Origin of the sequence: Herbaspirillum sp. meg3, from assembly GCF_002257565.1 — a bacterium.
Classification (GTDB): Bacteria; Pseudomonadota; Gammaproteobacteria; order Burkholderiales; family Burkholderiaceae_D; genus Herbaspirillum.
Genome location: NZ_CP022736.1, coordinates 3,554,733 through 3,567,257, shown reverse-complemented (window position 1 = coordinate 3,567,257; position 12,525 = coordinate 3,554,733). Strand labels below are relative to the sequence as shown.

Here is a 12,525-nt window from a genome sequence, read left to right as displayed (position 1 = left end):
TCAGCCGTAAGCGCCGCCGGTGAACAGCAGATCGAAGCTGCGCGCCAGCAAGGCGATGACCGACATGGCGCCGATACCGAGCGTCAGAACCAGAATCAAGGCCAGCACCCAGTGCGACTCCGATTTTTTTCCGGACGTCGGATTATGTTTGGCGTCCCATTTTTCGTCTGGCGTCAGGCCGATGACGAGTGCTTCCAGAAAGCCGCACAATACGGACAAGACAAACAGCATTCCCATGAACAGAGGCTGGGAGTTGCTGAAAGTCAAGATGGCCAACGCCGAAACCGGCAGGGTGGCCGCATGCAGCCAGCCGAACAGATCTTTGCGCCCATACATATAAAATCGATGCAGGCCGATGCTGCCGGTGACGGTCGCGAGGAAAGTGGTGAAGGTTTTGTTCTTGTGTGGAATTGTCATTAAGTTAATTTCTTGAGGGCAAAGACGCGGTTGGCCGTATCAGTGGCACAAATCAGGACACGCATACTGCGTGACAGTGTTGTAAAAAAACTGCGGTTAGTATAGCGGTGGAAACTTGCCTCGCGGACGAGGTTTTGCGAGGAGAAGTGAATTAAAACCGCTGGTAACCAGCGGATAATTGGCAGGTAAGCGAAACGGGCCATTCCGGCCCGCTTGGATGGACACGGCGCTTGCCTGGCATTGAACTTGCCGTTTGGCTGACATTTCGGCTATAATCGTCATCTTTTCCGTGTTCGAACACTTTTTGGAACCATTATGGTCGTTATTCGTTTAGCTCGTGGAGGCGCCAAGAAGCGCCCATTCTTCAATATCGTTGCAACTGATTCGCGCAATCGCCGCGATGGTCGTTTCATCGAGCGTCTGGGTTTCTACAACCCGGTTGCATCCGGTAAGGAAGAGTCCTTCCGTATCGCTCAAGACCGTCTGGCTCACTGGCAAGGCACCGGCGCACAATTGTCGCCAACCGTTGCTCGCCTGGTTAGCGAAGCAGGCAAAAAAGCTGCTGCTTAATCGCAGTCGCTTTTTACGCTTTTTAGTTACGCAGCGATAGTAAGACAGGTTTGTCACGCACATTACAATCAGGCGTTACCGTTCCTTCGGATCTGGTGACGGTCGGTTATGTCTCTGGTGCTTATGGTATTCAGGGCTGGGTGCGAGTCAAACCTTATTCGGCGGATGCAGATGCACTGCTGAGCGCAAAAAACTGGTGGTTGGACAAGCCGGAATTGCGCGATGTCGAGATGATGCAGTCCAAGTACCACAGCGGTGATGTGGTAGCCAAGCTGATGGGAGTGGCGGGTCGTGAAGGTGCTGAAGCGCTGAAAGGCGCTGTAGTACAGATTTCGCGTAGCCACTTTCCTGCGTTGTCCGACGATGAATTTTACTGGGTCGATCTGATCGGCCTGGCAGTTGAGAACTTGCAGGGCGAGTTTCTGGGCGTAGTGAGCGATCTGATGGATAACGGGGCACACCCGATCCTGCGAGTCGCTCCTGCAAATGCCCCGGGCGAGACCGCCGATAGCAAGGCTGCAACAGAAATCCTGATTCCTTACGTCGACCAATTCGTCAAGTCTGTGACTTTGGCAGAGAAAAAAATGGTCGTCGATTGGGGGCTGGATTATTAAACCGGCAATCCGACTTGTGATGCCGGCAGCATTGGAGAAAGTGCCGAATGCAATTTGATGTCGTCACGCTTTTCCCTGAAATGTTTTCCGCTTTGACGCAGTCCGGTGTAACACGCCGTGCGTATGAGCAAAAGAAATGGGCGCTGTCGTTATGGAATCCGCGTGATTTCACAACAGACAATCACCGCACAGTCGATGACCGGCCTTATGGCGGTGGTCCTGGCATGGTGATGTTGGCCAAGCCTTTGCAGCAGACGTTGGCAGCAGCGAAGCAGCGGCAGACCGAAATGGGTTTGCCCGCACCGCGAGTTGTGTATCTGTCGCCACAAGGCAAGCCGCTGACACATCAGCGTGTCATGCAGTTTTCGCAAGATTCAGGTGTCGTATTGTTGTGTGGTCGCTATGAAGCGATTGACCAGCGTTTGCTCGACAGTCATGTTGACGAAGAAATCAGCCTCGGCGATTTCGTCTTGTCAGGTGGCGAGTTGCCGGCGATGGCGCTGATGGACGCAGTGATCAGGCAACTGCCGGGCGTGTTGAATGATGGCGCTTCAGCCGTCGAAGACAGCTTCGCGAATGGCCTGTTGGATTGTCCGCATTACACGCGTCCGGAAGAATATGAAGGCGTAGCGGTGCCGCCGGTATTGATGGGTGGGCACCACGCAGAGATAGAGAAGTGGCGGCGTGAGCGGGCGCTTGAAGCGACCGCAAAAAAACGTCCTGATCTGATCGTCAAGGCGCGTCAGGATGGTTTGCTGACGAAGTCGGACGAGAAGTTCTTGAAAAGTTTGTAGTAGTACAGTTGTAGTAAAAGTGCAGGCAAGGCCGGAGGTTCGCTGAAGGCAGTCTGTTGATAAATCCCCATCCTCTACCGGGCATATATGGACTTCAAGCAGCGGCTTCAGCCGATGCAGTCAGCGCCGGTAAGATGGTTATTGGAGTAAAAAATGGATCTGATCCAGCAATTAGAGCAAGAAGAGATTTCGCGTCTCGCAAAGAACATCCCTGACTTCGCGCCAGGCGATACAGTCATCGTCAGCGTCAACGTGGTTGAAGGTACGCGTAAGCGCGCCCAGGCTTACGAAGGCGTCGTGATTTCGCGTCGCAACCGTGGTCTGAACTCCAACTTCATCGTCCGTAAGATTTCGTCGGGCGAAGGCGTTGAGCGTACATTCCAGTTGTACTCGCCATTGATCGCTTCGATCGAAGTCAAGCGTCGCGGCGATGTCCGTCGCGCGAAGCTGTACTATCTGCGTGAACGTTCCGGTAAGTCGGCACGTATCAAAGAGAAGTTGCCTAACCGCCGTGGCACTACTGCCAAGGCTGAAGCGTAATCTTCGCATTGTCTTTGATATATGCATGAACAAAAGGGCGTCTTCGGACGCCCTTTTTGTATTCAATTTTTAGGACACGGTCTTGGCCAGTTTTGATCCCCTCATTCTTCCGATAGAGTCCATCGCCGGCGAAGCGCGTCTGGATGCCGAGCGTATGCGCGAAGAATGGTTGCGTCAGCGCTTTGCCGATCCTCGGCCTTGGACACCCGAAATCAGCGAAGAGCGGCGCATACGCGAGATGGCCGGCACGCCGCGGCCTGCCGCCGTGCTGATGCCCATCGTGATGCGGGAAGAGGGGCCGACCCTGCTGTTCACGCAGCGTACCGCGGACTTGAAAGATCATGCCGGCCAGATCAGCTTCCCCGGCGGCCGTACCGAACTGAGCGACGTCTCTCCGGTTGATACGGCATTGCGTGAAACCGAAGAGGAAATCGGCCTGGCCCGCAGCCATGTGGAAGTCATTGGTGGCTTGCCCGAGTATTTCACCGGTACTGGCTATCGCGTTACGCCAATCGTAGGGCTGATCAAGCCGCCGTTTGAGGTCGTTCCCGATCCGCGCGAAGTCGCCGAAATTTTCGAAGTCCCGCTGGCTTTCCTGATGGATGGCATGAATCACCAACGGCGTACCATCGAACTTTCCAAGGAGCTCGGCCGTCGCACGTTCTACACGATGCCTTATGAGCGCTTTTTCATCTGGGGCGCGACTGCCGGAATGCTGCGTAATCTGTTCCATTTCCTGCGTAGCTGAGGCAGCTATTTTTCTGTGCTTTTAAGCCTGCTCCATAGGGAAAATATCTCTTGTGGACAACATAAAGCATCAGCTACTCTTGCCGCCGTTGTATCATTTGCGTGTTGCTGCGTGACGTGGTGCGCCGAAGGCGCGCTTCAGTTATCCGGCAAGGAAGCTCACAAATAAGACTCACCAAAAGGCGGCTTGATGACATTTCTTTCCATACTCTTTGCGCTCCTGATCGAACAATTGAAGCCGTTGCGGGCGGATAACCCCATCTATGCATGGATCAAATCCTTCGCGGCCCGCATCGAGAACTGGTTCAATGCCGGTCATGCACATCACGGGCGTCTGGGATGGTTTGTCATGGTGGCGGCATTGACGGTGCCCGCCGGCTTGATCTACTGGGTCTGCCTGCGGATCAGCCCGCTGGCAGCACTGGCGTGGAATGTCCTGATTGTCTACATGACATTGGGTTTTCGTCATTACAGCCACTATTTCACCTCCATTCAACTCGCCCTCAATACCGGCGACGAGGTCGCGGCACGCGCTTTGCTGGCCGAATGGATCAAGCAAGACACCTCCGATATGGACATCACAGAGATTTCCCGTATCGCAGCCGAAAAAGCCCTGGTCACCACGCATCGCCATGTATTCGGCGTATTCTTTTGGTTCCTGATGCCGGTCGGTCCGGCTTGCGCGGTGATGTACCGCGTAGCCGAATACCTGGCGCGCGCATGGAACGAGCCGGATCACATGAAGCAGGAAGTATTTGGCCGCTTTGCCGAGCGCGCTTTTTACTGGATTGACTGGATCCCCGCACGTTTTACTGCCTCGGCATTTGCGGTTGTCGGTAATTTTGAAGATGCGATCTACGCCTGGCGCAATTTTGCGGATCGTTGGAAGGATGAGGCCGTCGGCATCATTCTGTCGGCAGGTGGCGGCGCGATGGGCGTGCGCTTCGGCACCCCGGCAGAGTCGGCCTCGGACGTATTGCCGATCGATGCCGCGACGGTAGATTCCACGCTGGAGGCTGCGGATGGCTTCCCTGGCGATCAGCCTTCACCGCGTACCTTGCAAAGTACTGTGGGCCTGGTATGGCGTGCTCTGCTACTGTGGATGTTCCTGCTGCTGCTCTTGTCTGTGGCTGTCTGGCTCGGTTGATAGAATGTCAAAGATGCCTGAAAGACAACTTTCTTTCAGGCATTTCATAGTTGAGATATAGGCACATTCAGGTACATTCTAAGTCTTCTATAAGATATAATACTCGGGTTACGAAGGCTCTTTTCCCATCCGGTCGAGAGCTATTTATGTGGCAAGCGCTAGAGAACGAATTGCACGCATGGCTGATCCCATCAATACCACCAACGCGCCGGCACAAGAATTCATCATCATGGGTTTGACCCAGGATGGTAAACAGTTCCGCCCCAGTGACTGGGCCGAACGACTATGCGGCGTCATGTCCTGTTTCCGCCCGGAAGGTACTGGCGGACGCAACGCTCACCTTCAATATTCCCCCTATGTTTTGCCGACCATGATCAACGGTGTCCGTTCGGTCGTCGTCAATGAAGCGCTGCGCGGCCTCGACCCGCTCGCCTATCATTTCGTGCTCAATTTCGCCAAAGACAACAATTTGCAGGTCATCGACGCCTGCCTCTTGCCCGAGAAAAACGCCGGCAAGTCCTAGGACGCATTACCTCAGTTGCTGTTGCCATCGGGCAGGCAATTGAGATAATGCGTTCTAAGTTGTCTCATATCGCTCAAGCCAGCCTGTGGTCGTGCGCCAGAGCCGTACGAGATGTAGCGGTTCTGTCGAACCATATTTCTTGCGGAGAAAAGCATCATGAAACATCGAATGGAGCGCGACACCTTTGGTCTGATCGAGGTCCCCGACGATCGGCTGTGGGGTGCACAGACGCAGCGCTCGCTGCATCATTTCCACATTTCCACCGAACGCATGCCGGCTGAGCTGGTTGTTGCACTGGCCGCCGTCAAGCGTTCCTGTGCCGTGGTCAATCAAGGCCTCGGCAAGCTGGACGCCAAGAAGGGCGCAGCCATTGTCGCCGCCGCCGACGAAGTCATCGCCGGCAAACACCCGCAGGAGTTTCCGCTGTCGATCTGGCAGACCGGTTCCGGCACGCAAAGCAACATGAACATGAACGAAGTGCTGGCCAACCGCGCTTCGGAACTGCTGGGCGGCGTGCGTGGCGAAGAGCGTCTCGTCCATCCGAATGACGACGTTAATCAAAGCCAGTCCTCCAACGACATTTTCCCGACAGCGATGCATGTTGCATCCTGTATGGCTGTTGCGACGCATCTGATCCCGATGTTGCACAAGTTGCGCGCGACGCTGGAAAAGAAATCCGAAGAATTCAAGGACGTCGTCAAGATCGGCCGTACCCATTTGCAAGACGCTACGCCACTGACCTTAGGCCAGGAGTTTTCCGGTTATGTCGCACAGTTGACGCATGCAGAAATGGCGATCATTTCCACCCTCAATGCGCTCAGTGAACTGGCTGCCGGCGGCACCGCCGTTGGTACCGGTCTCAATGCACATCCGGAGTTCGGCATGCGCGTTGCTGCAGAGCTGGAAACGCATTACGGCTTCCCGTTCAAAACAGCGCCGAACAAGTTTGCTGCGCTGGCCAGCCACGATGCGATGGTGTCTGCACACGGTGCTCTGAAAACGCTCGCCGCCGCACTGATGAAGATCGCCAACGACGTCCGCTGGCTGGCCTCCGGCCCGCGCTCGGGTCTGGGTGAACTCACGATTCCAGAAAATGAACCGGGCAGCTCCATCATGCCGGGCAAGGTTAATCCGACCCAATGCGAAGCGCTCACCATGCTCTGCGCGCAGGTGTTCGGCAACGATGTCGCGATCAACTTCGGCGGCGCGTCCGGTAATTTCGAGCTGAACGTCTTCAAACCGCTGATTGTGCATAACTTCCTGCAAAGTGTGCGTTTGCTGGCCGATGGCATGGACAGCTTCGATGAGCATTGCGCGCAGGGCATCGAAGCCAATCGTGATCGTATCGCAGACCTGATGGAACGCTCGCTGATGCTGGTGACGGCCCTGGCGCCGCATATCGGATACGACAAGGCCGCCAAGATCGCCAAACAGGCGCATCACGATGGTACGACGTTAAAGCAGGCCGCATTGGCGCTCGGTTATGTCACCGAAGAGCAATTCGCTCAGTGGATCAAGCCGGAAGAAATGACCGGCCCGAAGTAAAAGCCGATGAAAACAAGCTTGCCCCGGTGAGCTTGTTACCAGAGATTTCCGTTTGTCCGACAGCGCCGCTTTCAACCAAGCGGCGTTGTTGTTTCCACTTCCTGCAAAGCCGCGTGTATGCGGCTTTGTAGCGCCATGTACAGTATTCTTAAATTGGGTTACGAATTGAAACAAAGCCGTTGAAACGTTGCCGTTTTGAGTATATTGAATGCAGAGAGATGGCGTGTGCCGTCTCCGGCAGATCTCCGTGAAATATTCGAGGCGAATATGAAAAAAGCAGCTTTGTTGGGATTGTTTGCGCTGGGTTGCATGATGGCAAGTGGGGCCAGCTCTGCGCACACCCGTTTTGGTGTGTATATCGGCGGGCCGCTCTGGATTCCTCCTCCAGCCTACTATCCTGCGCCGGTTTACTATCCGCCGCCAGTCTACGTTGAACGTCAGGCGCCGCCGGTGTATGTCGAGCAAAGTCCGGCACCCGAAAACTACTGGTACTACTGCCAGGAATCCAAAGGCTATTACCCCTACGTTCAAAGCTGCCCCAGCAACTGGATGAAAGTGGTACCGAACGGCCCCGGCGGCAATCAGCCTCCACCGCAATAAGAATCCCAATGAGCGCGCAGCGACGCCATGCCATCCATTGCAGTCAGCATGGGCGTCGCATCCGCCGGGTAGTTATTTTCGAGGACAAGATCGTGAAACCAATTTACAAGACAACAGGCGCCGTTTCAGCTGTCGCCGTACTGCTGGCGCTGGGCGGATGTGTGAGCGTTCCGACCGGCCCATCCGTGATGGCCATGCCTGGCAAGGGCAAACCATACGAACAGTTCCGTGCAGAGCAGATGCAGTGTCAGCAATATGCGCAGGACTCCATCGGCGGGGCAGCACAGGCGACGCAGAATAGTACGGTCAATAGCGCAGCGGCGGGTACTGCCATCGGCGCGGTTGCCGGTGCACTGATCGGTGCAGCATCCGGTAACGCAGGAGCAGGCGCTGCAATTGGCGCAGGTGGCGGCTTGCTGGTCGGTAGTGCAGCCGGCAGCAACGCTGCGGCAGGCGGCAATTATTCGATGCAGCAACGCTACGACATGACCTACAGCCAATGCATGTACAGCAAGGGTAACCAGATCCAGACCCAGGCGCAGACCACGGTGTACACCTATCATCCGCGCCGCTATTATTATGCGGCTCCACCACCGCCTCCAGGATATTACGGCCCGCCACCGGGTTACTACGGTCCACCGCCGGGCGCGTATTGACACTGTCAGGCTGGTCCGACAAAACCGCATTGTGTGCATCGCGCATGCAATGCGGTTTTTTATTTTGGAAAGAGCGGCAGGGTACGTTCACCACGTTGCAATGCAGCACAGACGCGGATCTTGGTGATATACTCGTTCGATGCAATACCGAATCCCACAAATCCCCTTTACGCAAATCCAGCATTGGTGGCGCACCTGATCGAGGTGGCCCGCTTTTGCACAGCTTTGCAGTACAGCTTTTGTTAATGTGATGCCGCCAGTCCTGGCGGCATTATTTTTTGCTGTTCCATTGACTGGCGACATTTCGAAATTTCCGGAGTGACCATGTCTTTGAATGTTTCGCCAGCATCCGAATCTTCCAGCCTTTCTACACCAAGCAAGAAACCTATCGTATTGACCGGCGACCGTCCTACCGGTCCACTGCATCTGGGCCACTACATCGGCTCTCTCAAATCGCGCGTGCAATTGCAGCATGAAGCCAGCCAGTTTCTGTTGCTGGCAGATACGCAGGCAATGACCGACAACGTCGGCCGTCATCAGAAGGTCACCGACAACGTCCTGGAAGTTGCGCTCGATTATCTGGCTGTCGGTATCGATCCGGAAAAATCCACCATCTTCATCCAGTCGCAGGTTTATGAGTTGTACGAGTTGTCGATGCACCTGCTGAATCTGGTGACGGTGTCGCGTCTTGAGCGCAATCCCACCATCAAGGAAGAGATTCGCCTGCGCGGCTTTGAGCGCGATATTCCGGCCGGTTTCCTGACCTATCCGGTCAGCCAGGCCGCCGATATCACCGCCTTCAAGGCTAATCTGGTACCGGTCGGTAACGACCAGTTGCCGATGATCGAGCAGACCAACGAACTGGTGCGCCGCTTCAACAATGTCGTCGGCAAGGAAATTCTGGTGGAGTGCAAAGAAGTTTTATCTGAAACAGGACGCCTGCCGGGTATCGACGGCAAGGCCAAGATGAGCAAGTCACTCGGCAACGCGATTGCGCTGGGTGCTACGCCCGATGAAGTCAAACAAGCCGTACAGCGCATGTACACCGATGCCAATCACTTGCGCGTGGATGATCCGGGGCAGGTCGAAGGCAACGTCGTGTTCGACTTCCTCGATGCCTTCGAACCGGATCGCGTTGCCTTGGAAGAGCTGAAGCAGCACTATCGCCGCGGTGGTCTTGGCGACAGCGTGCTCAAGCGTCGTCTGGATGGTCACCTGCAAGCTCTGCTGGAGCCGATCCGTACACGTCGTCAGGAATGGGAAAAGGAGCGCGGTGAAGTGCAGGCGATCCTGCGTCGCGGCACCGAGCGCGCTCGTGCTGTCGCTGCACAGACCGTATCCGAAGTGCGCGGCGCACTGGGTCTGAACTACTTCTGATCTGGCTTTTCAAGGCGCGCCGTTCTGGCGCGCCTTACCTCCTCAATACCATTCTTCAGTTCTGAGCCGGTTTGTCCGGTTTATCCTGTTTGTTGCGGACTTTGCCGCCGGCCTGCTTGAGCGGCAGCGACAGCAATACTTCCAGGCCGCCGTCGCGATAATTGCGCAGGTTCAGCAGGGCGCCGTGGTTCTCTGCAATATTGCGCGCAATCGTCAGTCCCAGTCCTGTGCCGCCGGTATCGCGCGAGCGTGACGTTTCCAGCCGATAGAAGGGATCAAACACCGCTTCCAGCTGGTCTTCAGGAATCCCCGGGCCGTAGTCGCGGATACAGATCAGCACGCGGTTGGGCAGCAAATCGTCCAGCGCAATCGAGACATCTGCACGTTGGCCATACTTGAACGCGTTGTCGAGCAAGTTGGTCAGGCAGCGGCGCAGGGCGTTCGGCTGAGCAACGATAAAGGCGCGTGTGCTACCGGTCAGCGTGACTTGCTGGCCGGCATCGGATGCATCGGCGCAAACGCTGTCGAGCAACGAGTCAATGTCGAGACGCTGCATCGCTTCGGACGAATCCATGCTGCGCGCCAGATCGAGTCCTTCGCGAACCATGCCCTGCATAACAGCGAGGTCGTCGATCAATTTTTGCTGCAGTTCGTGATCGCTGACTTTTTCCAGGCGTAAACGCAGGCGTGTCAGTGGCGTTTGCAGATCGTGTGTAATTGCCGCCAGCATGTGCGTACGATGCTGGATCTGGCGGCGAATCCGCGCTTGCATCGCATTGAATGCCTTGGCTGCAAGGCGGATTTCGGTAGGGCCTTTTTCAGCGAGTGGCGGATGATCGATATCGCGACCCAGTTCGACGGCCGCACTGGCCAATTGCTTGATCGGACGTGCCGTCATGCGTGCCACCACATAGGCCAGCATCGCAATCAGTACAAGGAACAGCAGGATATACGGGGTACCGCTGAACGAACCCATATCGCCACCGCGGCCGCGCCATGTCGGCGGTTCGCCGGGGATATGCAGTCGCAGGCGCAGTAGCGCTTTGTCCTGCAAGCTCACATAAATGACACGGCAGGTTTCCATGCGTGGCTTGCCTGGAGGTGGAGGGGGCGGCAGATTCTTGCGCGGTGGGCGTGGCGTGCAGTCGCTCTCGCGTTGCACCACGATCTGACGATCGGCGCCCAGACGTGCCTTCAGGATGTCGGCCATCGGGCTGGCGCTCGGCCGAACAGTATCGCCGATGCTGTCGACAACCGCCGCTTCAAAACCAAAACTGCCCGCCGCTTGCAAGACGTTACGACGGGCCTCCGGACTGATCTCGTCCAGAGCCAGTACGAATTGCTCCACGCGTTCTGCAACGTGCTGGTAGCGGATCTCCCTGAGGGTATTGCGGCGTTCGTTGGAGGCCAGCCAGGTTGTGGTCACCGTGGCGACCACAATCCCCGCCAGCAGTATCACAAAGACCCGGTTGGCCATCGAGCTAAAAAACGAACTGAAGATCTTTTTCATTCAGGGATTTCCATAGTGACGGTCGTCGCCAGCACATAGCCTTCGTTACGGATGGTTTTAATGATGGTTGGCGTGCGTGCATCGTCGCCCAGCTTCTGACGCAGGCGGCTGATCTGGATGTCGACGGAACGATCGAAGGGATCGGCTTCGCGGCCTTGGGTCAACTCCAGCAATTGGTCGCGATTGAGAATCCGGTTGGGATGGTCAAGAAAGACCTTGAGCATGCGGAATTCGGCACCCGACAACGCCACTACCACGCCGTCTCCGTTCAACAGGTGGCGTGCCGTCAGATCCAGCGTCCAGCCGGAAAAGTGCATAGCCTTCGCCTCGGAGCGGCTCATGTTGGGCGGCAACGCCTGGGTACGACGTAATACGCTGCGGATGCGCGCAAACAGCTCTCGTGGCTCGAACGGCTTGGCAAGATAATCGTCAGCGCCCATTTCCAGGCCAAGAATACGATCCAGCGGCTCGCCGCGCGCGGTCAGCATGATCACCGGCACGTTCGATTGCGAGCGCAGGTTGCGGCACAGCGTCAGGCCGTCTTCGCCAGGCAGCGTCAGATCGAGCACGATCAGGTCGACCCGCGATTCTTCCAGCACCTTGCGCATGTCGGCGCCATTGGTGGCGGTCAGGGTGCGAAAACCATTGGCGTCGAGATATTCCGCCAGCAAAGTGCGGATCTCGCGGTCGTCATCGACCACCAAAATGTGAGAATTTGTGTCCATGGCGGCCATTATGACAATTCCTGTAAAGAGGGCGACGCTGAATTGTATATTGGGATAACAGGGAGGCCGCCAGACATAGAGCGAAACAAAGCTGTCTTTCCCATATACAAAACGATACAAATCGAGCAACACGGGAAAGATCGCGGTTACACCTGGAGAGTTAAATACGAAGCGTGCAGAACGCACTCTCACGAAAGGAAGCACACCATGTTCAATCTGAAAAAACACTTGATGATCGGCGTCGCCGCAGCAGGTATCGGTCTGACCGCCATGTCCTCGTTCGCCCAGATGCCACCGCCAGCAGATGGCAACGGCCCGGCCGGACGCCATGCGCCTACCGCCGATCAGATCGCCAAATTCGAGCAGCACCGCGCCAAGCGCCAGGCCCAATTGCACGACAAGCTGAAGATCACCGCCGCGCAAGAAGGCGCCTGGAAGACATTCACCGACAAGACCACGCCGGTGCGTCCGGCCAACCCGCCGGCACGTCCAAGCAAGGATGAATGGAACAAGCTGACCACGCCGGAACGCCTGGACCGTCATCTGGAAATGATGAAGCAAATGGAAGCGCGCATGACGGACCGTATCGCCGCGACCAAGGAGTTCTATGCCGTTCTGTCACCTGAACAGCAAAAAACCTTTGATCAGGAATTCCGCAAGATGGAAGAGCATCGCTTCAAACACGGCCGTTTTGGCCATGAACACGGTGATGACCACGGTCCAAAGAAATAAGATTCTTTTGTAATCAAGGCCTTGCGTA

Annotated in this window: 15 protein-coding genes; 12 read left to right on the top strand and 3 right to left on the bottom strand. The window is 56.1% G+C overall.

What is annotated here, in order from left to right; translation table 11 throughout:
• Positions 1 to 417: a hypothetical protein gene (locus hmeg3_RS16045; protein WP_094564610.1), complete on the bottom strand. Its 417-nt coding sequence runs from the start codon at positions 415 to 417 to the stop codon at positions 1 to 3.
• Between the two features lie 315 nt (positions 418 to 732).
• On the opposite strand from hmeg3_RS16045, the gene rpsP reads away from it, so the two are divergent.
• The 11 genes from rpsP to trpS all read left to right on the top strand — a co-directional run bounded on the left by rpsP (position 733) and on the right by trpS (position 9,530).
• Entirely contained in the window at positions 733 to 987 is a 255-nt protein-coding gene (gene rpsP / locus hmeg3_RS16040) for a 30S ribosomal protein S16 (protein ID WP_007879928.1), read from the top strand.
• Between the two features lie 50 nt (positions 988 to 1,037).
• On the top strand, positions 1,038 to 1,601 hold the full coding sequence (gene rimM / locus hmeg3_RS16035) for a ribosome maturation factor RimM (RefSeq protein ID WP_094564609.1): 564 nt from the start codon (positions 1,038 to 1,040) through the stop codon (positions 1,599 to 1,601).
• A 47-nt stretch (positions 1,602 to 1,648) separates the two neighbouring features.
• Positions 1,649 to 2,395: a tRNA (guanosine(37)-N1)-methyltransferase TrmD gene (gene trmD / locus hmeg3_RS16030; RefSeq protein WP_094564608.1), complete on the top strand. Its 747-nt coding sequence runs from the start codon at positions 1,649 to 1,651 to the stop codon at positions 2,393 to 2,395.
• Between the two features lie 153 nt (positions 2,396 to 2,548).
• Positions 2,549 to 2,935 (top strand): 50S ribosomal protein L19, encoded by a 387-nt coding sequence (gene rplS, locus hmeg3_RS16025; protein WP_094564607.1) that lies wholly within the window; start codon positions 2,549 to 2,551, stop codon positions 2,933 to 2,935.
• An 82-nt stretch (positions 2,936 to 3,017) separates the two neighbouring features.
• On the top strand, positions 3,018 to 3,683 hold the full coding sequence (locus hmeg3_RS16020; RefSeq protein WP_094564606.1) for a CoA pyrophosphatase: 666 nt from the start codon (positions 3,018 to 3,020) through the stop codon (positions 3,681 to 3,683).
• A gap of 189 nt (positions 3,684 to 3,872) precedes the next feature.
• Complete coding sequence (locus hmeg3_RS16015; RefSeq protein ID WP_094564605.1) at positions 3,873 to 4,829, top strand: CobD/CbiB family protein; 957 nt, start codon at positions 3,873 to 3,875, stop codon at positions 4,827 to 4,829.
• A gap of 178 nt (positions 4,830 to 5,007) precedes the next feature.
• Complete coding sequence (locus hmeg3_RS16010; RefSeq protein ID WP_094564604.1) at positions 5,008 to 5,352, top strand: DUF3579 domain-containing protein; 345 nt, start codon at positions 5,008 to 5,010, stop codon at positions 5,350 to 5,352.
• A gap of 156 nt (positions 5,353 to 5,508) precedes the next feature.
• Positions 5,509 to 6,897: a class II fumarate hydratase gene (fumC, locus tag hmeg3_RS16005; protein WP_094564603.1), complete on the top strand. Its 1,389-nt coding sequence runs from the start codon at positions 5,509 to 5,511 to the stop codon at positions 6,895 to 6,897.
• 267 nt (positions 6,898 to 7,164) lie between these two features.
• Positions 7,165 to 7,497, top strand: coding sequence for a hypothetical protein (locus hmeg3_RS16000; protein ID WP_094564602.1), 333 nt, complete (start codon positions 7,165 to 7,167; stop codon positions 7,495 to 7,497).
• Positions 7,498 to 7,589: 92 nt separating this feature from the next.
• Entirely contained in the window at positions 7,590 to 8,153 is a 564-nt protein-coding gene (locus hmeg3_RS15995) for a glycine zipper family protein (RefSeq protein ID WP_094566399.1), read from the top strand.
• Positions 8,154 to 8,477: 324 nt separating this feature from the next.
• Positions 8,478 to 9,530 carry a tryptophan--tRNA ligase gene (trpS, locus tag hmeg3_RS15990; RefSeq protein WP_094564601.1) on the top strand — a complete coding sequence of 351 codons (1,053 nt, stop codon included), beginning with the start codon at positions 8,478 to 8,480 and terminating at the stop codon, positions 9,528 to 9,530.
• Positions 9,531 to 9,585: 55 nt separating this feature from the next.
• On the opposite strand, the gene hmeg3_RS15985 is transcribed toward trpS, so the two are convergent.
• The gene (locus hmeg3_RS15985; protein WP_094564600.1) at positions 9,586 to 11,040 is read right to left on the bottom strand and encodes an ATP-binding protein; all 1,455 of its coding nucleotides are present in this window, start codon (positions 11,038 to 11,040) and stop codon (positions 9,586 to 9,588) included.
• Positions 11,037 to 11,765 carry a response regulator gene (locus tag hmeg3_RS15980; protein WP_198361713.1) on the bottom strand — a complete coding sequence of 243 codons (729 nt, stop codon included), beginning with the start codon at positions 11,763 to 11,765 and terminating at the stop codon, positions 11,037 to 11,039. Before hmeg3_RS15980 ends, hmeg3_RS15985 begins: the two co-directional genes overlap by 4 nt.
• A gap of 207 nt (positions 11,766 to 11,972) precedes the next feature.
• Here hmeg3_RS15980 and hmeg3_RS15975 point away from each other — a divergent pair, with 207 nt between their 5' ends.
• Positions 11,973 to 12,497 (top strand): Spy/CpxP family protein refolding chaperone, encoded by a 525-nt coding sequence (locus tag hmeg3_RS15975; protein ID WP_094564598.1) that lies wholly within the window; start codon positions 11,973 to 11,975, stop codon positions 12,495 to 12,497.
• Positions 12,498 to 12,525 lie beyond the last annotated feature (28 nt).

Bases quoted from the DNA above. Each gene is read 5' to 3' on its own strand.
- hmeg3_RS16045 (WP_094564610.1), bottom strand. From the start codon at position 417: ATGACAATTCCACACAAGAACAAAACCTTCACCACTTTCCTCGCGACC.
- rpsP (WP_007879928.1), top strand. From the start codon at position 733: ATGGTCGTTATTCGTTTAGCTCGTGGAGGCGCCAAGAAGCGCCCATTC.
- trmD (WP_094564608.1), top strand. From the start codon at position 1,649: ATGCAATTTGATGTCGTCACGCTTTTCCCTGAAATGTTTTCCGCTTTG.
- rplS (WP_094564607.1), top strand. From the start codon at position 2,549: ATGGATCTGATCCAGCAATTAGAGCAAGAAGAGATTTCGCGTCTCGCA.
- hmeg3_RS16015 (WP_094564605.1), top strand. From the start codon at position 3,873: ATGACATTTCTTTCCATACTCTTTGCGCTCCTGATCGAACAATTGAAG.
- hmeg3_RS16010 (WP_094564604.1), top strand. From the start codon at position 5,008: ATGGCTGATCCCATCAATACCACCAACGCGCCGGCACAAGAATTCATC.
- fumC (WP_094564603.1), top strand. From the start codon at position 5,509: ATGAAACATCGAATGGAGCGCGACACCTTTGGTCTGATCGAGGTCCCC.
- hmeg3_RS16000 (WP_094564602.1), top strand. From the start codon at position 7,165: ATGAAAAAAGCAGCTTTGTTGGGATTGTTTGCGCTGGGTTGCATGATG.
- trpS (WP_094564601.1), top strand. From the start codon at position 8,478: ATGTCTTTGAATGTTTCGCCAGCATCCGAATCTTCCAGCCTTTCTACA.
- hmeg3_RS15985 (WP_094564600.1), bottom strand. From the start codon at position 11,040: ATGAAAAAGATCTTCAGTTCGTTTTTTAGCTCGATGGCCAACCGGGTC.
- hmeg3_RS15980 (WP_198361713.1), bottom strand. From the start codon at position 11,765: ATGGACACAAATTCTCACATTTTGGTGGTCGATGACGACCGCGAGATC.
- hmeg3_RS15975 (WP_094564598.1), top strand. From the start codon at position 11,973: ATGTTCAATCTGAAAAAACACTTGATGATCGGCGTCGCCGCAGCAGGT.